Genomic DNA, 23,979 nt, shown 5'->3' on the forward strand with positions numbered 1-23,979 from the left:
GAAAGAACAGCGGAAGCGGAGCCCGCCATGGTCAGAACGCTATCCGAACCGGACCTCAAGCAGGCCACATTTGACGAGCCAACCCACGGTGCGGGCGGCCCGCCTACGCAGGTCGGGGGCGAGTAGGCCGGTCAGCTCCTCTAAGCTGCGCTCCTGCCCCTGGGCGTGCCGCAGAAGGAGTTGGACGCTCTCGGGCGGAAGCAGCGTCCCCGCGCTGAAAGTGTTCATTCCGGCCACGAGAATGTCCGTGAGCGCCTTCTCCGGATCGGCATGCCCGCAGAAAAGACGGGTGTCCAGGCCCATCTGGCGGGTGGCGAAGCCGTGGAAGACCAGGAAGGGATCAGCCCGCAGGGGAAATGGCTCGGCAGCGGGCCGGAGGGGGGCAATTTCCTCGGCACTCGCGCGCAGTTGAGCCAACTCGCCCCACAGCGCCTCGTAAGCGGCGATCACGACGGACCAGTCGAAGAGCGCGCGGGCTCGTTTCCGGCCGGCCTCCCCCATGCGCCGGCGCAGTTCAGGATCCTCGGCCAGCCGCAGGAGCGCATCGCCGGCGGCTGCAGCGTCGACCGCCGTCGCCTGACTGGCGGCACCCATGTAGCGGTCGGAACTGTCCACCTTCATCAAGGCGCGATAAGCCAATTCCTGTCCGCTGCCCGGCAGCGGGAGAAGGGTCGGGATGCGGAATCCGACCTCGCCGTCGCTGATGGTGTCCTGGTATCCGTCCCAGTCCGACACGATCACGGGCAGCCCGGCGGCCATGGCCTCAATGGGAGTGAGGCCGAAGGTCTCCTGTATGTTGTCGGACAGTGACATGAAAACGTCCGCGCCGAACCAGGGAGCCAGACCATGGGCGGGATCGGTCCCATCCAGGATGATGGTGTTGACGGATGGGCAGTAACGCCGGGCGCCCTCCTGGAATTCCCGTTCGATTTCGGCGTTGCTGGCCGAGCCGGTCAGCACGAGATGAAGCTTGCGGTGCATCCGTGCCTGCGTCTGTTCGCAGGCCTGGAACATGGGTAAGGGGTGAGCCTTAGCATGAAATGACAGGCGGCCGTAGAACAGGACCACGACATCGTCCGGGCCGATGCCGTGGCGCCGCCGCAGTTCCGCTCCCAGTGTGCAGTTCTCGGGGGTGCCAGTGAAGCGGTCGCAGTCCACGCCCAAGGGTATGACCGGCATTTGCACGGGAGAGTGGGCTTGGCCGCCGAAGCGCGTCTGCAGGTAGTCGCCCCAGCTCTCCAGCACCGCGCTGATAGCGGTCCGGGCCGGATGCGACGTGACGATGAGCGCGTCCCAGGGCTGGAGCGGCGCAACCATGTAATCGCCCAGCGCGTCCATCACTCCCGGCGTGCAGATGGTGTGCGTCACTCCGCACAGGCTGTAAGCGCGCTGATCGGAAAACCGCCGCTGCCAAGCATACTCGCCAAGAGTCGGCCCCGGAAGAAACAGGCAACCTGGTTCGGCGAGTTTCGCCAGATTGGACGTGGCAATCCATGATACCGGACGGGGACGACCGGCCATCCTTTCAACGGTCTGCGCAAACTCGACGGCCAGCCGCCGCTCCGACGCGTAGCAATGCAGAGGCATGGCGTTGTGATGACGGGACAGGGCCGCAAGAAAACCTGCACCCGCGGAGTGCCGGCCCTTGAGATCCGAACGGGCAATGGAGAAGGCGTCCGGGTGATAGTAGATGGCAGCGGTCGAGGGCATGGGAGCCTTGTTTCGGACAGAAGTTGCACGGAACGGAATGAACAGCCCTCAAGGTGTCCGGATCATGGCCGCAGCTCCGGCACACGCTCGAACAGCCGGGCGTCTAGTTCCGCCTTGCGGTCCAGCAGGGACTCATACCAGGACAGCCGCTTGCGGAAATGCTGGGCCAGCAGACGGTGGCCCAGCACGTAACCGTAGGCGCGGTCGGCAATGCCGCTGCGTGCCGACGGATCGACGACCAGCTGGTTCAGCCGGTCATGGAATTCCTGGGGGGTGCGGAACAGGACACCCGTCACGCCGTCCTCGACCGAGCCACTGTAAACGGTGGGGCTGGCCAGGGCCACGACGCCATGGGCCGCGCATTCGATGAATTTCAGGTCGGACTTGCAACGGTTGAACAGTGTATCGTTGAGCGGCAGAAGCCCGATGTCGCACCGCCGCAGGATCTCGATGTAACCGTCATAGCCGCAGGTCGGCGTAAAGCTCTTGTCGTCGGTCGCGAGCGCGTCGAAGAAGGCGCGGTCATGCACGACCTGCACGTCGATCCAGCCCCGGTGCTCGGCCAGGAGGCGGTTCAGCGGCTCCATCAGGGCGTGCCAGTCACTGCCCCTGTTGAAGGCGCCGAAGAACAGGGTCGTCCGTCCGTTCGGGCGCGGCGGACGAGCTGGCGGAAGGGCGGAGATCTGGTTGGGGAAAACGGCGAGTTCCGGGTTGAAGGGCCGCAGCTCCTCGGCCAGGACCTCGGTCGAGGTCTGCACCGCGTGCACGCCGCGGAAGGTGAGATGCCCGAACTCGGTCATCGCCGGCCAATGGCTCGGGTGATCGTCGAATTCCGAAATTAGGAGATAGCCCTGCCGCAGAGCGGCTTTCAAAGCCGGCACATCCCGTGGACCGTAGATCCTCCGCTGAAGGAGCACGATCCGCCGTTCGCCCGGCAAAGACTCGAGCGAACGAATGTGCTCGACCGAGGATTGGGTCCTCACCCCGGGCACGGTCGCCAGGAAAGCGTTCGGCAGGTCAATGCGCGTGTCGTTGCAGCCTCCGGCCGGCCTCAGCGTCATGGCGTTTAGGAGGAGGCGCCGGAACCCCTCCATCCGCGTGGCCTGAACGATCAGATGCGAAAAGCCGTCCGCACCGCCAGAGGACACCATGAAGCCCTGCGCCACGAGCAGCCCGCTTCCCGCCAGGGCCGCCTGGAGCGCGTCCATCAAGGGCAGGCCTGCCTTGTCGGCACGCAGGCGCTCGCAGGCCGACCGGGGAAGCACGAACAGAACCGAGGCGCCTGGCTTCAGATAGGGCACGAGAGCCCCGACCGCCGCGAAGGGCGCCGGCAGGGCCAGGAAGACCTCGTGCAGCACCAGGCAGTCGAACTGCGGCTGCGCCGGACCCAGCAGGGCTGAAGGCTCGGCAAGCGGCCGGTCCTCCGGCAAGGGCAGGACGGCGAAGCGGATCGCCGGATTACGCCGCCGGACCAGGAGCGCCACGGATTCGCCCGGCCGGCAGAGTTCGAACACAGCGCGGCTGTCCGGCGGGATCAGCCCTGCTAAGCGGCCGGCAACTCTTCTGAACGGGGCCTCCGTGGAGGAGGCCGGAGCGCTCGGAGCGGCGCTCACGCCCGTCCCCGCACCATGGAGTGGATAAGGGCCATCTGTTGCTTCAGGCAGTGGGCGAGATCGTATTTGCGCAAGACCGTGCGGCGCCCGGCGCGCGCGATCCCGGCGAAGGCCTCGCGGTCCTCCAGCACGGACACCACCTGCTTCGCCACGGCGTCGGGCGAGAAGAAGTCGACCAGGAAGCCGTTTTCGCCGTGGGTGATGACTTCCTCGACCGGCTTGGTGCGCGAACCGATGACCAGCGCTCCGAGCGACATGGCTTCCAGCATCGACCAGGACAGGACGAAGGGATAGGTCAGATAGACGTGCGCCGAGGTGACCTGGAGCATCCGCGTGAAGCGGTCGTAAGGCACGTAGCCTAGGAAGAAGACCCGTTTCGGATCGACCGGGACCTCCGCCAACATCTTCTCCCGCCAGTTCGCCGCGTCGGCGGGGCCGCTTCCATAGCTGACCCCGTCGCTGCCGACGATCAGGATCTTGGCGTTGGGCCGCTCCTCGCAGATGCGCGGCACCGCGCGCATGAGGGTGGGGAAGCCCCGATAGGGTTCCAGGTTGCGCGCGACATAGGTCACCACCTCATCCCGCCGGGTCAGGACCGTGCCGTCCGGCAGTTCGAAGGAGGCGTCGGGATCTGGTTGCAGGCTCGCGGTGTCCACGCCCTCGTGGATGACCGTGATCTTCGGGTGATAGACCTTGGGATGAACGCTCCGCTGCCAATGGGTGGGCGACAGGCCACGGTCGCAGGATTCCAGCGACAGCAGCAGGTGCGTGTTCCGGATCCGCGAGCGCAGGATGCTGTCCATTTCCGGCGGGCTAGACGGATCGAAATCGATGTCCTGCCCACGTGCCTGGTAATAGAACTCGCAATGGTTCAGCAGTGGAGTTCCCGGGAACACATCCTTGACGAACAGCGCCTCGCCCCAGCCGGGATGGGTGATGACGATGTCCGGGATGAAGTTCTCCGCACGTAGCTGCAGCAGGACGCGAGCGACCGCCTGTCCGTGCAGGACCGCGTCCTCCGCCCGGTATAGGTATTGATGGATCGTCTTGCCCGGTTCGCGGGACAGCCCGTAGCTGATGCGCTTGACTCGCGGGATGTCCCGGTCCTTGCGCTTCGTGATGAAGACGACCTGATTATCGGGATTTTGGGCGAGCTTCGCGGCCAGGTGCTTGTATTGCCCCGGCATGTTCTGATGGATGAAAACGATTTTCATGAGAGGCCGGGTAAGAGGGTCATCGGAGCGGATGGCGGGACGCGCCCATAACGGCGAGGTGATCGGCAACGGCGCGGACGACGCCAAGCCAGTCGCCAGGAGCGGCTTGGCGGAACAGCTTGGCCGTAGGATACCATGGACTGTCGGAGCGATCCAAAAGCCATCGCCAATCCGGGGAATAGGGCAGCATGATGCACACCGGCCGGCCGAGCGCGCCGGCGAGATGCGCCACCGACGTGTCCACCGTCACGACGGCATCCAGTTGCCGGATGAGGGCGGCGGTATCGGCCATGTCGCCGATCATTGGGCCAAGGTCCAGGACCGGACGCTCCGTCGGAGCCGCCTCGGCCAATTCTGCGCCTCGGTTTCCCTTCTGAAGGCTGAAGAAGGTTGCCTGAGGAATATCCAGAAGCGCTTCCAGAGCGTCGCGGCCGAGCGAACGCTGCCGGTCGTTGCGATGGGCGGGATCCCCTCCCCAAACCACCCCGACGGCCAGCGTGCCGGGCCGGGCCGCCGGTCGGAGCGGAAGGTCCGGCGCCCGCAGATAGGGCACGGAGGCGGGAATGCTGTCCAACCCCGTCCGGAACACGCGCGGAAGGCTCATTAGCGGCAGATGAAGATCGAAAGGCGGCAGGGGATCGCCGCTCTCCACGATCCTCGCATCCGGAAAACTGACAGACAGGAGCCGGCACAGAGGCGGCTGGCACTCAAGGATGAGATGCCCCTCGATCATCGGCAGATAGCGGGCAAAGTGCAGCGTGTCACCGAGCCCCTGTTCGGCGTGCAGCAGCAGGACCCGGCCGTTCAGCGGTTCCCCGGCCCACAAGGGTTGCGCGAAGCCGCGCGGCTGGCTTTCGGCAAGCTTCCAGCGCCACTCGTACTCCTCCCAGCCCTCTTTCAGGCGCCCGGACACCAGCAGCGCAAGCGCCCGGTTCCAGTGAGCGGAGGTGTCGCCGGGTTTCGCAGCTAGCGTGCGTTCGTATTGGGCAAGGGCTTCGGGCAGCTGGTTCAGACGCTGGTAGGCCATCCCCTGGTTCACGGCGGTGTCGATGAAAGCCCCGCCGGCTGCGACGTTGGCGATGCCGTAGGCGCGCAGCGCCGGAATCTCCCGGCGGCTCCGCAGATGCAGGTTGCCCAAGCTGCACCAGTATTTGACGCGATCCGGCTGCAGGGTGACGGCGCGGCGGTAGAAGGACAGCGCCATGTCTGGTTGTTCGGCTCCGACCAGCAGGTTGGCGTAGTTGAAGGCCGCTTCCGCCTGGCCGGGCTCGAGGTGAAGCGCGCGGCGGTAGCTCCGCTCCGCGCGATCCGATGCGCGGATTCCCTGCTGGGCGGTGCCCAGATTGGCATGGAAGCGGGCGGCGTGCGGGGCAAGCGCCACGGCGCGGGAGAGCCTTAGCACAGCCGCATCGCCATTCTTGGCGATCAGGGCCGCCAAGCCATGCAGATGATGAGCCTCGGCGCTGTCCGGAAAACGGTCCGCCAAGGCGCGGCAGGCGCTTTCCGCGGCCTCCGGCCGGCCTGCCTGGATGAGGGCCAGGACCTCCCGCAGAGCCGCCTCCAGCCCGGAGGGAGTGATGCCCGTCATGCTGGACTCCCGCTCATCCCTTTTGGGAATCACACCAGCGCGCCCACATGTCGCGGTAGGCATTTTCCATAGCGCGGGCAAAGGCCGGGCCGTCGCACAGCGGCGACTTGGCCATCCGTTGGCGCAACGTAGCCCGCAGTTCCACCAGCCGGTCGAGGTCGCCGGCAAGGCGGGCGGCGACTTCCCCGAACTGCTCAGGGCCATTCGCGACCAGTTCGCCCAACCCTACCGCGTTCAGCACGCTGGCGCCATAGCGGCCGCTCGTCCGATCGCCGGCCATGCTGATGACCGGCACCCCCATCCATAGAGATTCGCAGGTCGTCGTCATGCCGCCGTAGGGGAAGGTGTCCAGGGCAATGTCGATGAGGCCGTACTGGGCCAGATGGTCTTCCTGACGCTCGTTGCCGCTGGCGAGGACGATGCGCGACAGGTCGGCGCCTGCCCGGCGGAAACGGCCCAGGATCGCCTCACGGGCTTCCTCGCTGCCGATGTGGCGGGATTTCAGCAGGAGTTTCGCATTGGGCACCCGGTCCAGCGCAGCTGTCCACAGCCTAGCGGTGGTGTCGGACAGCTTGGCAAAGTTGTTGAAGGAGCCGAAGGTAATGATGCCGTTGGTCCGCGCTGGCAGGGAGGTGGGCTCGGGCGCCTCGGGCGGACGGAAGCAATGGGAGATCCGGGGAAGGGTGTAGACCGTCTCCGAAAAAAGTTCCGGCGTGCCCTCCGGAGTGAGCCAAGCATCGGATAGGCGGTAGTCGATGGTGGACAGGCCCGTCGTGCCGGGATAGCCCAGCCAAGTCACCTGCACGGGGGCCGGCTTATGAGCGAAAGCGATCAGGCTGTGGCGCGCGGTGTGGCCGGCCAGATCGATGAGAACATCGATCTGGTCCTGCCGGATCAGCTGGGCGAGATCTGCGTCCGGCAGGCCGTTCACGTCGCGCCAAACATCGATCTTGGCCTTCAGCCTCTCCGTCACGCCATCCGGTCGGTCCAGATTCGCGTAGGCATAAATTTCGACGGCTTCCCGGTCGTGATGCTCCAGGAGATCCATCAGGAACCAGGCACAGGAATGGGCCTTCAGGTCGGGCGAGACGTAGGCGATGCGCAACCGCCGGTTCGGAGAGGGATCATTCCGGTGCTCCTGCCGGAAACGGCGGAGCGGCTCGCCGTGGCGGATGTCCCATTCCCGATGGATGTCATAAAGCCGTCGAGGCGAGACATCATCCGTATACTGGCTGTAGAACAGGACGTTGCTGCGGCAGCGGTCGTTTTCCGGCTGCGCCAGCAGTAACCGCCCCATCAGCTCCACAGCTTCCCGGCTCTTTCCCAGGGCAGCAAGCACCAGCCCATAGTTGACATAAATGGGTAGGAAATCTTTGTTCAACGCAAGGACCGTCCGGCAAACAGCAGCGGCTCTTTCCGGGTTTGAATGTTTCTGATAGAGAGCGGCAAGGTTAAGATATGCCGTATACTTCTTCGGGTTGAACTTTATGGATTTCTTGTAAGCCTCAATCGCTGGGCGAATCTGGTGCGTGTGGTGCAGGCACAGGCCCAGAAGGTACCACGCGTCGGCATTTTCCGGCTCAAGCTCTATGAACTTCTGGAGGAGCACGATCGCTTCGGCATTGCGCTTGAGATGGTGCAGGCATCCCGCATGTGGGATCCAATCCTTCAAGGCATGCTCTTCGCGTGCGTACAGCTGTGCAAACATGGCCAGAGCCTTCGCCCAATCCTTCCGTCCGAACTGAGCGTGAGCAAGGTTGCGCATCACCTCCGTTTGCCTAGGAGCGATGGCCAGAACCTGTTCGAAGCAAGCACAGGCTTCCGAATATTGCCGATTTTCGTGATAAGCTAGACCAAGAGCGTTCAGGGCCGAGATGTCCCTTGGTGCGAGCGAGGCTGCCAGTTGCAGGAGCGGGATCGAAGCCTGGGCTGTGTTCGTCAGGGTGCCAATTGAGCCCAGGAGAACTAGGCTCTCCACCACCGACTGGCCAGCTTTCAACACGTTGCGGCACTGGGAAGCAGCTTCCGCGTGACGACCGGCTTTGAAAAAAGCTTTCGCATCAGCCAAGGGATCGGGCGAAGTTGCGAGGGCCGCCGGATTGGAACGCGAGGTCATCGTGAAGAAAGCCAGCATTGAACAATTAAGGCAGCACCTTAAATACGCGAGCGTTCTAAGGCAATGAGGATGCGGGCAGACAGGTGTGCCAAAGAACAGCCCCCCATGCTCGGTCTCGTTCAAAACGTGCAGAGAGCCGAGTGAGCTTGGCGATAACAATATCTGCGAGTTCGGCTCCACTGCCGGACCGCTTTGCCTTACCCAGGAGCTGTTTCGAAACCGCCGCGCACGAACATTAGGGCACGCCAGGAAAGAACATGAATTGGTTCGCAACTACCTCAAACAAAAAAGGGCAGGCTTTCGCCTGCCCTTTTCCGTCTTACCAAACAGGTTACGAGATGATGATGAAATCAGTCGCGTTGACCTGAGTGACGCCGTCCAGAGTAGCGACGGTGACGCGGCCCGTGGTGTCGCCCGCGTTCGCATCGTAGTACAGGATGCTCGAGGTGGTGTCGAAGATCAGGTACTGGCCCGGGGTTACCGTGGCAGCACCCAGGTTCGCACCACGGGCAAACTGCGTCGACAGGTTTGCGTTGTCGAGAGCGCCGAAGCCGGTCAGGCCGATCTTGTCGGTGCCGGTCGCGAAGCCCGCGATCACGGCGCCAGCCGAAGTCGACTCGAACACCAGGACGTCGGCGCCGTCGCCGCCTTCCAGACGGTTGCCGGTGTCATTGCCGCCGTACAGCGTGTCGGCACCAGCGCCACCGATCAGCGTGTCGTTACCGGCGTTGCCATAGAGACGGTCGTCACCGGCATCGCCGAGCAGGCGGTCGCCAGCGTCGCCGCCGAAGACGGTATCGGCACCGGCGCCACCGTAGATGGTGTCAACGCCTGCACCGCCCACGATGGAGTCAGCGCCGGCGTTGCCGAACAGCAGCGTGCCGGTAGCATTGCCAGCAGCCGTGATCGTGTCGTTGCCGTCACCGCCGTAGATGGTGTCGGCGCCGATGGTGCCGCCCGACAGGAGGTCGTTGCCCAGATCGCCGAACAGAAGGTCAGCACCGCCACCCGTCGTGCCCGAGTCGCCGGTAATGGTGTCGTTGCCGCCGCCACCATAGATGGTGTCGCCAGCGTCACCGCCCAGAATGGTGTCGTTACCGGCGTTGCCGAACAGCAGCGTGCCGGTAGCATTGCCAGCAGCCGTGATCGTGTCGTTGCCGTCACCGCCATAAACGGTGTCAGCGCCAGCGGTGCCGCCCGTCAGGAGGTCGTTGCCCAGATCGCCGAACAGGCGGTCGCTGCCGAGGCCGCCGTCCAGGCTGTCGTTGCCCGCGCCACCATAGATGGTGTCGGCGGCGTCGCCGCCGAGAACAGAGTCGTTGCCGGCATTGCCGAACAGCAGCGTTCCAGTGGCGTTCGCGGCAGCGGTGATGGTGTCGTTACCCGCACCACCGTAAACGGTATCGGCACCCGAGACAGCGCTCAGGGAGTCGTTGCCCGCGTCACCGAAGAGCAGGTCGTTGCCCAGGCCGCCGACGACAGTGTCGTTGCCCGCGCCACCGTAGAGGGTGTCGTTGCCGTCGTTACCGAAAACCGAGTCGGTGCCGGCGTTGCCGAACAGCAGATCGGCCGTGGAGGCGCCCACCAGCGTGTCGGAGCCGTCGCCGCCGTAAATCGTGTCAGCACCAACGGCGGTGATGACGTCAGCAGCGCCGAGACCCAGGATCAGGTCGTCGGTGGAGGCCGACGTCAGGGTGTCTTCGCTCTCAGTGAGAGTAAACGTTGCCATTTATAGCCCCTTCAACCAATAAACCGGTTCGTTTGGATCCAAGGGGGGCCATGTCATAGACACAGCCCTGGCGAGCCAGGCCGATAGACCCTTGAACTGTGGATACGCATAAGGGGTGTTCGGAAAAAAGGCAAGCGCATCGGGCGCCATACGCTCCAGCTGAACTCCGCGTCGTACCCATAGGCTAAAATTGTTGCAAATCCGCCACTTAGTTGGAGCGGGGGCGAGCGGGCGAGGGGGCGCCCCCGCCGAAGGTCCCAACCATGCCGTGATGCTTTAGCCTAGGGCTTGAACTGCAATAGGTTTTGTGGCGCGGAGGCGCTCCCCTTCATCCGGGAACCGGGACGCGGCTATCACGACGCGCCGTTTGCGCACCAGCGCCGCCACGCGCCGCGCAGCGCATCCTCCATACCGCGCGAGAAGCCTGCTCCGTCAAGGAGGGGGGAACGCAGCACCCGTGCCCTCATTCCGGCGCGCAGGGTGGCCAGCCGCGCGGAGTCACGGCACAGCGCCGCCGCGATGCTCACATACTCTTCCGCCGACCGGGCGATCAGCTCATCGAGCCCCAACAAGGACAGGAAATGCGCACTCTGCCGGCCGGCCGGCGTGTCGCCCGGCCATGCGACCATGGGCACCCCCATCCACAAGGCCTCACAACTCGTCAGCCCGCCGGAAAAGGGTCGCGGGTCGAGCGCCACGTCCATGTCGCCATATTCGGCCAGCATGGCCGCGTGCGACGACCAGCCGCGCAGATGGATCCGTTCCGGCTCCACCCCAGCGGCAGCGAAACGCGCCCTGATCCGGCCCCGCACCACGGGATCGTGCAAGGGACGCGCCTTCAGGAGCAGCCGGGCGTCCGGCACGGCGGCGAGCAGACCGGCCCATAGGGAAACCGTCGCGTCCGACAGCTTCGCCAGGCTGTTGAATGAGCCGAAAGTCACAGGCCCGCCTCCCGACGAGGGGGGCGGAGCGACGGCGGGGGCCTGTTCCGGCGGCTGATAGCAGAACCGACCGTGCGGAAGGGGGATCAGCCTTTCCTCGAACCAGGACGCGGCCTCGGGCGGTATCTCTAGGCCGCCACCGATGAGCCCGTCGATCGTCGGCATGCCGGTCGTGTGCACATAGCCCAGCCACGTCATCTGCACCGGCGCCGGCCGGCGGGCGAAGACCGGCAGACGGTGCCCCGCCGTGTGGCCCGACAGGTCGATCAGGATGTCGATGGAGTCCGCGCGGATCGTCTCCGCCAGCAGCTCGTCCGGCAAGGCGGCGACCTGGCGCCAGCCCTCGACATGCCCTTTCAGCGCGCGGGTCATCGCATCCTCGTCGGGCTGGCTGGCGTAGCAGACCAGCGCCAAGCGGCTCCGGTCGTGCGCGGCGAGGAACGGCGCCAGAAAATAGCCGACCGGGTGGCGTTTCAGATCCGCCGAGACGATCCCGACCCGCAGACGCCGCTCCGGATCGCGGTCGTTGGGGAAGGCCGGGGGTGTCCGGGGCAGAAGCGGGGCGGCATGCCGGTCGTGCCAGGCACGGTGGGCGGCGCGGTGTTCGGCCGGGGTCACGCCGGGCCGGTACTGGCTCGCGAACAGAAGGTTGCTGTGGGCCTTGCAGGCGTCCGGGGCGAGCGCGAGCGCACGGCGGAGCAGCCGTTCCGCCTCCCCGACCCGGCCCTCGTTGACCAGGATGGTGCCGAGATTCATCGTCAGGCCGGCCGCCGCCGGCTCAAGGGTCAGCCCGATGCGCAGCGCCGTTTCGGCCCGGCTCTGCTGCCCGACCGCGGCGGCGGCCATGGCGAAGGGGCCCCGCTGGACCGGGTCGCCGGGCTGCTCCCGGACCGCGGCCTCGAAGGCGCGCAGGGCGTCGAGCCAGTTTCCCGCCGCCTGGGCCTGCTCGCCGATCCGCCGCCAGGCCGGAACGAAGACCGCGCCCGGCAGGTGCGGGCCGGCCGCGCGCGCCGCGCGGAGCATGGCGGCGGCGGCCACCGGCCGGCCAAGCCGCAGCAGCGCGTCGCTCCGGTTCCTCAGCGCCGTTACGTGCGCCGGCTCCAGCAGGACGGCCCGCCCCGAAGCCGCGGCCGCAGCCGCGTCGTCCCCTTCGTCGCTCAGGACCAAGCCCAGCAGGACCCACAGGTTGGCCCGTTCTGGCGTCCGTTCCAGCCGTTCCCGGCAGAGCCGCCCGGCCTCGGCAAGCCGTTCCTGCCGACGCAGACCGTCGATCAGGATGAGGTCCAGTTCGGCGCGGCGCAGGCCGAGAGTGAGCGCCCGCCCCGCCGCCGCCGCCGCCGCCGCATGCTCCTCCCGCCCGTAGAGGAGGCGGGCGCGCAGCGCATGGACGGCGGCCAGGGACGGATCGAGGCTCAGCGCCGCCGCGCAATCCATCAAGGCCTGGTCGGGCGTTTCCCGCAGCGCCCGCAAGGCGGCCCGGTTTCCCCACGCGTCCGCATGGTCCGAACGGGCCACCAGGCTGCGCCCGAGCCAAAGACCGGCCTCATCCGGATCGCCGCGCAGCTGGTGGGTCAAGCCTATCCCCATCAGCCCTTCGGCCGATGCGGGCTCCCGGACCAGCAGGGCGATGCAGAACCGCCCGGCCTCATCCGGCCGGCCGGCCCGCAGATGATCGCGGGCGCTGATGAACCAGATCGGGTTGGTGTCTTCGGTGTGCATTCTGATCGTCGGAAGAGGCCGGGAGAATGCGGTTGATACGCCCGCACAGGCGGGCGTATATCACGGTTCCCCCCTGCTCTCATGCCAGCATTCCTTCCGCAAGGAAGGCCGGCCGGATATTGAGCCGGCCTCGTCGAAGGGCAGGACGTTTTCTGTAGAAGCTCCAGGGATGAGAAGCCAGAGCCGTGTCGTCTGAAGAAGATAAGCGACTGGACGATCTTTACATTCTGGCACGGCGCCATTTCGACGAGGGAAACCTGCCCGAGACCGCGCGGCTGTGTCACGAGGTCGTGGACCGGAAGCGCACGCATGGCCCCTGCCTGCAGCTCCTGGGGACCCTGGCCCATCGCAGCCGGCGCTTCGGACTGGCTTCGGACTACTTCCGCCACGCCGCTGCGGCCATGCCGGGCGATCCCGTTCCCCGGAACAATTTTGCGACCGCCCTCAAGGATTGGGGCCGTCCGCAGGACGCCGAACGCCAGTTCCGCGCGCTCCTGGCGGAGACGCCGGGCTTCCTGGCGGGCCATTACAATCTTGGAAACCTGCTTCAGCACCGGCATCGCTTCGGCGAGGCGATCGCCTGCTACCGGCGGGCCGTCGCCCTGGATCCGGATTGCGTGGACGCACATTGGAACCTCGGGCTGAACCTGCTGCGCGCCGGCCGTTTCGCGGAAGGATGGCCAGAATACGAATGGCGGTGGCGCCGGCCCGGCACGCCGGTGGAGCATCGCGGCGCCCCGGACTGGGACGGCAAGCCCCTGAACGGCCGGACCCTGCTTTTGGTCTGCGAGCAAGGGCTGGGCGACACGCTGCAATTCCTTCGCTATGTCGGGTTGTCCGGTCGCCTCGGCGGCACGGTGATCCTGCGCTGCCAGGCCGAGCTGCTGCGTCTGCTGCAAGGCCATCCGGGCGTGGACCGCGTCCTCTCGACCCGGGAACCGCTGCCCGCCTTCGACGTTCAGGCCTCGCTGATGAGCCTGCCCAGGCTGTTCGGCACCAAGCTGGACAGCATCCCCGCCGAAACGCCCTACCTGGCGCCGCCAACCGGGCCGGCTCCCTCACTGCCGGAGGGCGGGTTCCGGGTCGGGCTGGTCTGGGGCAGCTCCCCCACGGATCCGTCGCGGAGCTGCCCGCTCGCCGCCCTGAGGCCCCTGAGCCGGCTTCCGGACCTGCGGCTCTTCAGCCTTCAGAAGGGACCCCATGCCGGCGATCTGGCAAGAACGCCGGGGGCGGAGGTCATCTTCGACCTGTCGGACCGGATCGGCGACATGGCCGACACCGCCGCCTTCATGCAGCAGATGGACCTGATCATGACGGTGGACACGTCTGTGGCGCATCTGGCGGGCGCGCTCGGCCGGCCCGTCTTCATCCTGCTGCCCCATCTGGCGGATTGGCGATGGCTGCTCGATCGGGACGACAGTCCGTGGTACCCGACGGCGCGCCTGTTCCGCCAGACGGCGCCCGGAGACTGGAACGAGGTGGCGGCCCGCGTCGAACAGGCGCTGGTCCGGCGCATTCACGCCTGGAGAAACGGCCGATGACCTCCGAGACGAGCGCGCAGCCCGCACGTTCCCTGCTTCAGCAGGCGGCACTTCTTCAGCGGCAGAACCGCATGAACGAGGCGGCAGCCGTCCTTTCCGAAGCGAGGGCTCGCTTCCCGCAGGACACGGACGTGCGGTTCGCGATCGGCAATTTCCTCTTCGCCCGGGGGCAGGCAAAGGCGGCGGCGGCCCAGTTCCGGCAGACCCTGGCTCTGGAGCCGGGGTACGCGCAGGCGCACCACAATCTCGGCATCGTGCTGAAAAGGCTGGGGCAGTTGGCCTGCGCCGCCGCGAGCCTCACCCGCGCCCTGCGCGTCGATCCCACTCTTGCGGGCTGTCAGGCAGCGCTCGGCGACGCCCTGATCGCTCTGGGCAATCGGGAAGCGGCGCTGCCGGCGCTCCGGCAGGCTGCGCTGCTCAAGCCGGACGATGCGCGGAGCTGGATGATGCTGGGCTATCTGGCCAAGGGCCGGGATGAGCTGAACCGCGCTGTCGGTGGTTTTGGCCGCGCCGTCGCGCTAGCCCCATCCAATATCACGGCACGGCTGGGGCTGTGCATGTCGCGCCTGCCCACTCTTTACGACCGGCCCGAGGAGATCGCGGAAGCCCGTCGGCGCTACCGCGCGGATCTGGAGGCCCTGGCAGCCTCGGTGCGGTTCGACGAGCCGCAATCCGTTGCGGCCGCCGCGGAGGCCATCGGCAGCTTTCAGCCCTACTATCTCGCTTACCAGGAACAGTGCGACCGGGACCTTCAGGAGATCTACGGGCGCTTCGTTGCCCGCGTCATGGCCGCGCGCCATCCGCGATGGGCCGACCGGCCGCCGATGCCGCCCGTGACGCCGGGCGAGCCGCTGCGGGTTGGGATCGCATCGGGCTTCTTCCGCTGGCACACCATCTGGAAGCTGATGATCCGCGGCTGGATGGAGGGGCTGGACCCGTCCCGCATCCAACTGTACGGCTATCACACCGCCGGCGCGCGCGACGCCTGTACCGACCGCGCCCAGGCCCGCTTCCACCGCTTCACCGCCGGCCTGCCGTTCGAGAGGATGTGCGAGGCCATCCGCGCCGACGACCTGCATGTCCTGATCTATCCGGAAATCGGCATGGACCCGATGGCCGCGAAGCTGGCAGCCCTGCGGCTGGCGCCGGTCCAATGCGTATCATGGGGGCATCCGGACACCACCGGCCTGCCGACGGTCGACTGCTTTCTCGGCAGCGACCTGATGGAGCCGGAAGGGGCCGAGGCGCATTACACCGAGCGGCTGGTCCGCCTGCCCGGCCTCGGCATCGCCTACGCCCCCTTGGAGGTGGCGGCGGAGCCGGCCGACTTCGCCGCTTTCGGCGTGCGGCCGGACGCCACCGCCTACCTGTGCTGCCAGTATGTGTCGAAGTACCTGCCGCAGCACGACGACGTTTTCGCGCGCATCGCGGCGTCCGTGCCGGACAGCCAGTTCCTGTTCATCAACCCGCGTTCCGACGCCCTGACTGCGCGCCTGCACCGCCGCCTCGGGGAGGCCTTCGCGCGCCGCGGGCTCGATGCCGGCCGGCATGTGGTCATCCTGCCCTATCTCTCGCCCGGGCAGTATGCCGCGCTCAACCGGCGGGCCGACGTCTATCTGGACAGCATCGGCTGGTCCGGTGGCAACACCACGCTCGAAGCGGTCGCCGAGGGGCTGCCGGTGGTCACCCTGCCGGGAGCGCTGATGCGCGGCCGGCACAGCGCTGCCATTCTGAACCGGATCGGGGTCACCGAAACCATCGCCGGCGACCTCGATGCCTATGTCGCCATGGCCGTTCGCCTGGGCACGGACATGGGCTGGCGCCGCTCGGTGTCGGCCCGCGTGTCCGCGGGATGCGGGTTGATCCATACCGACGACCGGCCGTTGCGGGCGTTGGAGACCTTCCTGGAGCGTTGCGCCGCCGGACCGGATTGACCCTGCCGCAGAAACGGCTTTTCCGTCCTCTGTTTGCTTCAAGGCCACGGCCTGACTCCGTGGCTTGGGCGCTTGGCTGGTGACGCGGCACTCTGTTACTGATACGCCCCTGCGACGGCCGCCGGTGGTGGCCGTGTCGATGCGAAGATCTGGGCGAGTTAAAACGATCATGGTCTCATTATCTAACTCCGCTGCGGCTGTGCAGCCTCGCGACACGTTGCGGATCGTTCAGCTCGAGACTTTTTACCGTCCCTACCTGGACCGCTTCTATGCGGCGCATCCCGAGGTAAAGGCCCTTTCGTTCCAGCAGCAGACCCGGGCGCTTCTGGACGATGGTTTCAGCGCGCTGCACAACATCGTGCCCTATCTCGAACCGCTGGGCTACGAAGCGCACTTCATCATCGGCAACTGCGGCCCGACGCAGACCGCCTGGATGCGGGAACGGGGACGCCCCATTCCGCCACCGGCGGCGGCTTTCCACGATATCATTCGCCAGCAGATCGACGAGATCGATCCGGATATTCTCTACTGCAGCGACAGCACCTCGTTCGACAGCCGCTTCATCCGCACCTTGCGTCGCCGGCCTCATCTCGTCATGGGCTGGCATGCCGCACCCATTCCCCAGGGCACGGACTGGTCGGATTTCGACGTCCTGCTGTCGGGCTTGGCCGGCATCCGTGACATGGCGGTGCGCCTGGGAGCGAAGGCCGGCGAAAAGTACATGCCGGGCTTCCCGGAATGGATCGCTGACCGGATCGGCGACGTCTCCGAGAAACATGACGTGCTGTTTGCCGGATCCTACACGCCGGTGCAGCACGCGCGCCGCAACGAACTGCTCGGTCGCATCGCCGAAACGGCGGAAACCGGTGCCTTCGACTGCGCGTTCCATCTGTCCGGCCCTGCAGAGGGACTGCCGCCGGCAATCGCGCGGCATCGCCGCGAGGCGGTGTTCGGCGTGGCCATGCACCAGGCGTTGCGCACCGGCCGCATCGTTTTCGACTGCCGCAGTTCGATGGCCGCCCTTGGACCTGATGGTCGCATCTACGACATTGCCGGTGCGGAAAGCGCCAACATGCGCCTTTTCGAGGCGACCGGCAGCGGTGCCTTCCTGTTGACCCACCACTACGATAATCTAGAAGAATATTTCCGCATCGGCGAGGAAATCGAAACCTTCCACACGGAAGGTGAGATGTTCGAGAAGATCTGCTACTATCTCGATCGGCCCGAGGAGCGTCGCGCTATCGCCGAACGCGGGCGGATGCGTTGTTTGGCAGAGCATGGGATCAGCCACCGCATTCATGCCTTCGACGAAATCGTGCGCCGCCATCTGCCAGCTCGGTCATCCACCGGCACGACCGCTTCCTTGCAGTCTCCGGAGACCGGCGCCACGATGGCGGAACATTGCTTCTGTACCTATTTCGACAGCGGCTATGCTCCCCGTGGCTTGCTAATGCTGGAGTCGCTGCTGAAGCATGCCCCCGAAGCACGCGTCTTCGTGCTCTGCCTCGACGACAAGGCGGCGCGCATCGTGCGCGAGCGTCAACCCTCGGCACGGGTCATCACCCTATCCGATCTGGAAACTTTCGATCCCGACCTCGCAGCCGTTAAGCAAAGTCGTTCGGCAGTGGAGTATTACTTCACCTGCACGCCCTGCCTGCCCCGCTATGTGCTGTCGCAGGTCCCCAGTGCGGTTTCCGTGACTTATCTCGACGCTGATTTGTTGTTTTATGAGTCGCCCCAGCGGGTCTTTGCGGAGATAGGCGCCGCATCCATCGCCATCGTGCCGCACCGGTTCGCGCCAGCCCTCGCCGACCGTGCCCGTTTTGGCATCTACAACGTGGCATGGGTTACGTGGCGCAACGACATCGAAGGCCGGCGCTGTCTTGAGGACTACCGGCGCGATTGCCTCGCCTGGTGTTATGACCGTCTGGAAGATCAAAAGTTTGCCGACCAGAAGTATCTGGACAATTGGCCGCTGCGTTACCGATCGATCCATGCCATTGCTGGAAAGGGAATGAACTTAGGACCATGGAACCTTGACAACTACAATTTCGAGGCTCACGAAGGAACATTGCGCATTGAGGGTGAACCGCTCGTCTTTTATCACTTCCATGGACTGAAGCAGGTCGGCGCCGCGGCATGGGACACCGGCTTGCGGCATTACGGCGTTCGTAACGCTCAACTCATCACCGAAACCCTGTATCGCCCCTACGTCAAACAATTGACGTCGCTTTTTGGAGAATTGGCGCAGGCCTATGGTTTGCCGGTTCCGGGTGACCGCCGCTTTGGGCCGGGCGCCAAACAGGCTGCCGCGCCCAACGCCATCTCCACCGGGCACACGATCATCGACCGCCAGCAGGCGCTTGCCATCACCGGCGAGGCTTGGCATTTCCCGGACGTGAGCGAGCGGCAGGACGCCGCCTACATCCCTCTGCTGCAGGCCATGCATGCGGGCCGGGTGCGCGTTGATCTTGCCGTGGCCGCAGAGGCCATCCGCGCAACCGCCCTCCCCCAACCGGAGTTGCTGGAAGTGGGCTGCGGCAGCGGCTACTACAGCGAAGTGTTCGGGCATCTCCTGAACGACAAGGTCCGGTATACGGGTTTGGATTATTCGCAATCGATGATCGACATGGCGTGTCGGCGTTATCCGAAGGCGCATTTTTTGCAAGGTGATGCGACAAACCTCCCGTTTGAGGATGGCAGCTTCGACATCGTCTTCAACGGCGTGTCCCTCATGCATATTCTCGGCTACCGCGATGCCATTGCGCAGAGCCGCCGTGTCGCAAGACGCTTCTGCGTTTTCCACACGGTGCCCGTGCTGATGAACAGGGAAACCACTTACCTGCGCAAGCTCGCCTATGGCCGCCCTGTCGCCGAGGTCATCTTCAATGAGCAGGAACTGTTGTCGCTCTTCAGCGCAAATGGCCTTGCGCCAATAAGGGTCTGGGACAGCATGCCCTACAATCTCCAGGGATTGCTTGGCGAGCCGACTGGCTCCCGGACATACCTATGCGAGATCGCGTGACCGTGTGCTGGCCTGGATGGAAGCCGCATGGTTGAAAATAGCCAAGGTGCTCAGCGCATCGAGCAAGGAGCGGGTGTGAGCGACGCACTTTCAAAAGCACCCCAGCCTCGGCACCATGATGCCTTATGGCAGAACCGCAGGGTGCTGATCACCGGTGGGCTGGGCTTCATCGGTTCGACCCTGGCGCGGCGCCTAGCCGGGCTTGGCGCCGACGTGCTGGTGGTGGACAGTATGGTCCCGGAGTATGGCGGCAACCTGTTCAACCTCGACGGCTGCGAGGGACAGGTCCGCACCAATATCTCCGACATCCGCGATCCCTACAGCATGCGCCATCTGGTGGGCGACCGCGAGCTGGTCTTCAATCTCGCGGGCCAGACGTCGCATCTCGATTCGATGCATGACCCCTTCACCGACCTCGCCATCAACTGCACGGCCCAGCTCAGTCTTCTGGAGATCTGCCGCAAGCACAATCCCGCGGCCAAGATCGTGTTCGCCAGCACGCGCCAGATCTACGGCCGGCCGCAATACCTGCCCGTGGACGAGCGGCACCCGCTGAACCCGGTGGACGTCAACGGCATCAACAAGATCGCCGGCGAATCCTATCACATGCTGTACAATCAGGTGTACGGGCTGCGTTCGACGGTGCTTCGGCTGACCAACACCTATGGGCCGCGCATGCGGATCAAGGATGCGCGCCAGACTTTTCTGGGAGTTTGGCTTCGCGCGGTGATCGAAGGGCGCCCGTTCGAAGTGTGGGGCGGCGAGCAGCTGCGCGACTTCACCTATGTGGATGACGCGGTGGACGCGCTGATGCTCATGGCCGGGAATGATGCGCTCGACGGCAAGGCCTTCAACCTGGGGGGCGACGGCATCGTCAGCCTGCGCGAGACGGCCGAGACCCTGGTGAAGGTGAGCGGCGGCTCCTTTGCCATCCGCGAATTCCCGGCCGAGCGCAAGCGCATCGACATCGGCGACTATTATGGCGATGACGGCGCCTTCCGCGCCGTAAGCGGCTGGACGCCCCGCGTCTCCCTGGAAGAAGGGCTGCGGCGCACCGTCGCCTTCTATCGTCAACACCTGGACCGCTATCTCTAGGAGCCCCGCGATGGACGCTTCGTCCAAAATCCCGCAAACCGATCCGAAGGCCGGCTATCTCGCTCACCGGGACGCTATCGACGCAGCGATCCACCGCGTCCTGGAGAGCGGTTGGTACATCCTCGGCAGCGAGGTGGAGGCCTTCGAGGCCGAGTTCGCCGCCTTCGCCGGCACTCGCCATGCGATCGGCGTCGCCAACGGCACCGACGCACTGGTTCTGGCCTTGCGTGCCGTCGGGATCGGCCAGGGTGACGCCGTGGTGACGGTTTCTCACACGGCGGTCGCAACCGTGGCCGCCGTGGAGCTGGTGGGCGCCACGCCGGTGCTGGTCGACATCGACGACGCCTATGGAATGGATCCCGCCGGCCTCGAGGCGGCGCTACGGGATGATCCGACGGGTGGTCGCATCAAAGCGGTGCTTCCAGTGCATCTCTACGGCCAGGCGGTCGATCTCGGCGCCGTGCTGGACATGGCGGAGCGCCATGGGGTTGTGGTGGTCGAGGACTGTTCCCAGGCGCACGGGGCCACATGGCAGGGGCGTGGTGTGGGAAGCTTCGGTGCCGCTGCCGCGTTCAGCCTTTATCCGACCAAGAACCTGGGTGCGCTTGGCGACGGCGGCATCGTCACGACCGGCACGCATTCCATTGCCGCAGCGTTGCGCGCCCTGCGGCAGTACGGCTGGCAGGACCGCTATATCAGCGAAACCACCGGCCAGAACAGCCGCCTCGACGAGCTTCAGGCGGCGATCCTGCGCGTCAAGCTCGCCCATCTGGAAGAGGCGAACGCCCGCCGCCAGGCGATCGCCGCCGCCTATGACCAAGCGCTTGAAGGACTGCCGGTCGAGCGCCCGGTGCGGCGTTCCGGCGCAGGGCATGTCTTCCACCAGTATGTCGTCGCCCTGGATGACCGCGAAGGCCTGCGCGAAGCATTGCGGGCACAGGGTATCGCCAGCAACGTCCATTATCCGACACCGGTGCATCTTCAACCCGCCTACCGTGACCGCGTCCCCTTGGGTCCCGGCGGGCTCCCGCGTACCGAGCGCTGTGCCGGCCGCATCCTGAGCCTGCCCATGTTCCCGCAACTCGCCGATGCTGCGGTCGAGCGTATCATCAGTGCTTTGCGCAAGGCCCTTGCACGCTAGACCTGACAGGTGGTGAGTTCCATGATGGTGGTAAGGCCTCAAAGATCATTTTTCTATCCTCGCTTGCCCCCTTGTGAACTCACCATCTTTCCGCTGCCGTCCTACAGCAACCACGCTCATACACATCAGCAACACCATCCACCTTTCTCACTGCAGCCTCACGAAGCTACAAAAATATGTATAACATTCCATTCCTAAGTGGCATATTCGGCGCACTGTCAAGGCCATAGGACTTAGAGCATGTCTAGACCGCATCAATCCTTGAGAACCGCTATGCAATGTATGTGGACTCTGGAGAATGAATTTGGACATCTGAATTCAACATTAACAGGTCGACCCATTGATGCAAAAGGGCGACCTATTCCTTGGTATACCTACCCAGCTATTGAGTACATAGAAAATTTGGACTTTTCTTCTTGCTCTATCCTGGAATGGGGATGTGGAAACTCAACACTGTTTTGGGCTCCCCGCGCAAAGGAAGTTCTCAGCATCGAGAGTGATGAGACTTGGGCAACCGAGATCAAGAAGCAAGCCCCCAACAACTCTCAAATTTTTGTCCGTCATTCAGAAGAAGAATACATTAAAAACCCCTTTGATGGGAAAAAATACAATTTAATAGTAATAGACGGAAAATACAGATCCTCCTGCGCCAATAGCGCATTAGAATTTTTAGAAAGTGGCGGATTGATTATATTGGACAACTCCGATAGGTCGCCAAAAACTGCCAAGAAGCTTCGAGAATTTGGGCTTCTTCAAGTTGATATGTCAGGATTTGGGCCAATAAATTATTATACTTGGACAACTTCATTCTTTTTCTCTGGAAAGTTCCGCATTCCTCGCAAGAATCCGGATTTACCGCCTGCGCCAATTGGAGGGTTGAAAGAAAACGATGACTAATGAAAATGGAAAATGCCCATCTGCCGCACTGGCATGTTTTAGCAGTAAGCTCCATTCAATTTTCTTTTGAGGAAAACCATGACGAAAATCAACATCAGGCGCTCGGCTTTTGAGGATGTCATCCGACTAGTATCTGATGAGTTTCTGAATTTCTCTTTTTCTCAAGAAGGAGAAGATGTTCTATTTGATAGAATAACAGAGGGAAAAATTACAAAGGGTTTTTATGTGGATGTCGGCGCCCATCATCCGCGGCGGTTTTCTTCGACTTATTCTCTATATTTGAAAGGATGGTCTGGTATAAATATCGAACCAAATCCTGAATTAGCATCTCTGCTCAACCTCGAAAGGAAAAGGGATATCAATATAAACATGGGTGTCTCGAATGCCCGTGGCTCAATGAAGTACTACATGTTCAAAGAACCAGCACTTAACACATTTAGCGAGAGTAGGTATGAGGAACTGAAGAGTGAATGGGAGCTTTTAGAGACAAAGTCTATAGACGTTTTGCCATTGTCAGAGATATTGAATAATTATCTGCCGCAAGGAAGAAGAATAGACTTAATGAATATTGATGTCGAGGGATTAGACATAGAGGTGATTAATTCTAATAATTGGGAAAAATTTTCTCCTGATTACCTTCTGGTTGAGGATAGGGTAGATATTCTAGAGATAAGAAGCAGTTATATTTTTAAGGCGCTCAGCGAATTTGGCTACATTCCCATTTCAAAACTTGACGCGACTTTTTTGTACAAAAAGACCAGGGCCGTCTAATGATGTTTTTCTCTTGCAAAAGGCATGAGGCTTAAAATGGGTTATGGATTCTCTGGTTTGTATACTTCCTTTGAGGAAGCACTTGCACAATGCGCCGGCTACGAGAACGACGATGTCGTGCAATCTATAATTGAGAGAGGTTTGCAGCCTCAGGGCGCTACAGAGAGACTGGCAGAACTAGACTCCCTGTTATTGTCTGCGATGCTTTTTTCTATAAGTCGGCTTCGGAAAGCTCATATTTCTGTTCTGGATGTTGGCGGACAGATCGGCAGCCATTATCATACGGTACAGAATTGGACCGACGGTGCTTTTAAATTCGAGTGGGACGTTCTCGAGACAAAGGCACTTGCGGCAGAGGCTGCCAAAAATTTTACAAAGCAAAATCTTAATTTTTACGGAGACTTTAAAGAAATTGTTAATAAAAATTATGATATTGTTCTGGCCAGTGGATCAATTCAGTGTCTGGACAAGCCAGAAGAGTTCTTCTCTTCCATATCCAGCCTCAATTACCGGTTTATGATAATAAACCGTTTCCCTCATCTTGTCCATCAAGACAAGCATGCTGGAGATTTGGTCAGCATTAATACGGTCCCTCTTGGCGTGTATCGGAACCAGGAAAAAGCCTATCCATCCTGGTTTTTCTCTTTGCGCAAATGGAACTCTTTGTTCCTGAAGAAGCATATCATTCGTAGTCAATGGCGAGATAGTTTCGATGGCATTCACAAATTAGGCGATGATACCGCGGGGGCCTTCTTAGGGGTTCTTCTTGAGAAAAAATGATCTATTCGGGGTGTGATGGTCGGCTCTTCTTTGTCGCGTTGTTAAAACGGAAACCTCAGAGTCACGGACCAGAGAAAAGAGATTGAACATGGCGGTTCTGATACTATCCATAGTGGAGGCCCCTCAGGCATTTATGGGCAGGCCCTGTCCGCTCCCCGACCCGCG

General features: G+C 63.3%; 15 protein-coding genes. 8 read left to right on the forward strand and 7 right to left on the reverse strand.

Annotated features, from left to right (window positions below):
- Window positions 1-39 precede the first annotated feature (39 nt).
- The 7 genes from JUB11_RS22335 to JUB11_RS22365 all read right to left on the reverse strand — a co-directional run bounded on the left by JUB11_RS22335 (window position 40) and on the right by JUB11_RS22365 (window position 12,630).
- Window positions 40-1,710, reverse strand: coding sequence for a glycosyltransferase family 4 protein (locus JUB11_RS22335; protein WP_207460975.1), 1,671 nt, complete (start codon window positions 1,708-1,710; stop codon window positions 40-42).
- 62 nt (window positions 1,711-1,772) lie between these two features.
- A complete protein-coding gene (locus JUB11_RS33410) occupies window positions 1,773-3,323 on the reverse strand; it encodes a glycosyltransferase (RefSeq protein ID WP_207460976.1) in 1,551 nt (516 codons plus the stop codon).
- Window positions 3,320-4,537, reverse strand: a complete 1,218-nt coding sequence (locus tag JUB11_RS22345) for a glycosyltransferase family 4 protein (protein ID WP_207460977.1) — start codon at window positions 4,535-4,537, stop codon at window positions 3,320-3,322. Before JUB11_RS22345 ends, JUB11_RS33410 begins: the two co-directional genes overlap by 4 nt.
- A gap of 19 nt (window positions 4,538-4,556) precedes the next feature.
- Window positions 4,557-6,188 carry a tetratricopeptide repeat protein gene (locus tag JUB11_RS22350; protein WP_207460979.1) on the reverse strand — a complete coding sequence of 544 codons (1,632 nt, stop codon included), beginning with the start codon at window positions 6,186-6,188 and terminating at the stop codon, window positions 4,557-4,559.
- Complete coding sequence (locus tag JUB11_RS22355; RefSeq protein ID WP_207460980.1) at window positions 6,139-8,259, reverse strand: tetratricopeptide repeat protein; 2,121 nt, start codon at window positions 8,257-8,259, stop codon at window positions 6,139-6,141. Before JUB11_RS22355 ends, JUB11_RS22350 begins: the two co-directional genes overlap by 50 nt.
- Before the next feature lie 313 nt (window positions 8,260-8,572).
- Entirely contained in the window at window positions 8,573-9,970 is a 1,398-nt protein-coding gene (locus JUB11_RS22360; RefSeq protein ID WP_207460981.1) for a calcium-binding protein, read from the reverse strand.
- 353 nt (window positions 9,971-10,323) lie between these two features.
- Entirely contained in the window at window positions 10,324-12,630 is a 2,307-nt protein-coding gene (locus JUB11_RS22365; RefSeq protein ID WP_207460982.1) for a tetratricopeptide repeat protein, read from the reverse strand.
- Window positions 12,631-12,815: 185 nt separating this feature from the next.
- On the opposite strand from JUB11_RS22365, the gene JUB11_RS22370 reads away from it, so the two are divergent.
- From JUB11_RS22370 to JUB11_RS22405, 8 genes are all read left to right on the forward strand, one after another.
- Window positions 12,816-14,171: a tetratricopeptide repeat-containing glycosyltransferase family protein gene (locus JUB11_RS22370; RefSeq protein ID WP_207460983.1), complete on the forward strand. Its 1,356-nt coding sequence runs from the start codon at window positions 12,816-12,818 to the stop codon at window positions 14,169-14,171.
- The gene (locus JUB11_RS22375) at window positions 14,168-16,105 is read left to right on the forward strand and encodes a tetratricopeptide repeat protein (protein ID WP_207460984.1); all 1,938 of its coding nucleotides are present in this window, start codon (window positions 14,168-14,170) and stop codon (window positions 16,103-16,105) included. Before JUB11_RS22370 ends, JUB11_RS22375 begins: the two co-directional genes overlap by 4 nt.
- Window positions 16,106-16,322: 217 nt before the next feature.
- On the forward strand, window positions 16,323-19,130 hold the full coding sequence (locus tag JUB11_RS22380) for a glycosyltransferase (protein ID WP_247887246.1): 2,808 nt from the start codon (window positions 16,323-16,325) through the stop codon (window positions 19,128-19,130).
- A gap of 141 nt (window positions 19,131-19,271) precedes the next feature.
- Window positions 19,272-20,225 (forward strand): NAD-dependent epimerase/dehydratase family protein, encoded by a 954-nt coding sequence (locus JUB11_RS22385; RefSeq protein ID WP_348771490.1) that lies wholly within the window; start codon window positions 19,272-19,274, stop codon window positions 20,223-20,225.
- A gap of 10 nt (window positions 20,226-20,235) precedes the next feature.
- Window positions 20,236-21,366 carry a DegT/DnrJ/EryC1/StrS family aminotransferase gene (locus JUB11_RS22390; RefSeq protein ID WP_207460986.1) on the forward strand — a complete coding sequence of 377 codons (1,131 nt, stop codon included), beginning with the start codon at window positions 20,236-20,238 and terminating at the stop codon, window positions 21,364-21,366.
- Between the two features lie 240 nt (window positions 21,367-21,606).
- Window positions 21,607-22,263, forward strand: a complete 657-nt coding sequence (locus tag JUB11_RS22395) for a hypothetical protein (protein WP_207460988.1) — start codon at window positions 21,607-21,609, stop codon at window positions 22,261-22,263.
- Between the two features lie 78 nt (window positions 22,264-22,341).
- The gene (locus tag JUB11_RS22400; protein WP_207460990.1) at window positions 22,342-23,034 is read left to right on the forward strand and encodes an FkbM family methyltransferase; all 693 of its coding nucleotides are present in this window, start codon (window positions 22,342-22,344) and stop codon (window positions 23,032-23,034) included.
- 36 nt (window positions 23,035-23,070) lie between these two features.
- Complete coding sequence (locus JUB11_RS22405; RefSeq protein WP_207460992.1) at window positions 23,071-23,814, forward strand: methyltransferase, TIGR04325 family; 744 nt, start codon at window positions 23,071-23,073, stop codon at window positions 23,812-23,814.
- The last annotated feature ends 165 nt before the right edge of the window (window positions 23,815-23,979 follow it).

The sequence above is a fragment of the Azospirillum sp. SYSU D00513 genome, from assembly GCF_017356015.1.
Taxonomy (GTDB): domain Bacteria; phylum Pseudomonadota; class Alphaproteobacteria; order Azospirillales; family Azospirillaceae; genus Azospirillum.

Bases quoted from the DNA above. Each gene is read 5' to 3' on its own strand.
- JUB11_RS22335 (WP_207460975.1), bottom strand. From the start codon at position 1,710: ATGCCCTCGACCGCTGCCATCTACTATCACCCGGACGCCTTCTCCATT.
- JUB11_RS22345 (WP_207460977.1), bottom strand. From the start codon at position 4,537: ATGAAAATCGTTTTCATCCATCAGAACATGCCGGGGCAATACAAGCAC.
- JUB11_RS22350 (WP_207460979.1), bottom strand. From the start codon at position 6,188: ATGCCTACCGCGACATGTGGGCGCGCTGGTGTGATTCCCAAAAGGGAT.
- JUB11_RS22355 (WP_207460980.1), bottom strand. From the start codon at position 8,259: ATGCTGGCTTTCTTCACGATGACCTCGCGTTCCAATCCGGCGGCCCTC.
- JUB11_RS22360 (WP_207460981.1), bottom strand. From the start codon at position 9,970: ATGGCAACGTTTACTCTCACTGAGAGCGAAGACACCCTGACGTCGGCC.
- JUB11_RS22365 (WP_207460982.1), bottom strand. From the start codon at position 12,630: ATGCACACCGAAGACACCAACCCGATCTGGTTCATCAGCGCCCGCGAT.
- JUB11_RS22375 (WP_207460984.1), top strand. From the start codon at position 14,168: ATGACCTCCGAGACGAGCGCGCAGCCCGCACGTTCCCTGCTTCAGCAG.
- JUB11_RS22390 (WP_207460986.1), top strand. From the start codon at position 20,236: ATGGACGCTTCGTCCAAAATCCCGCAAACCGATCCGAAGGCCGGCTAT.
- JUB11_RS22395 (WP_207460988.1), top strand. From the start codon at position 21,607: ATGTCTAGACCGCATCAATCCTTGAGAACCGCTATGCAATGTATGTGG.
- JUB11_RS22400 (WP_207460990.1), top strand. From the start codon at position 22,342: ATGACGAAAATCAACATCAGGCGCTCGGCTTTTGAGGATGTCATCCGA.
- JUB11_RS22405 (WP_207460992.1), top strand. From the start codon at position 23,071: ATGGGTTATGGATTCTCTGGTTTGTATACTTCCTTTGAGGAAGCACTT.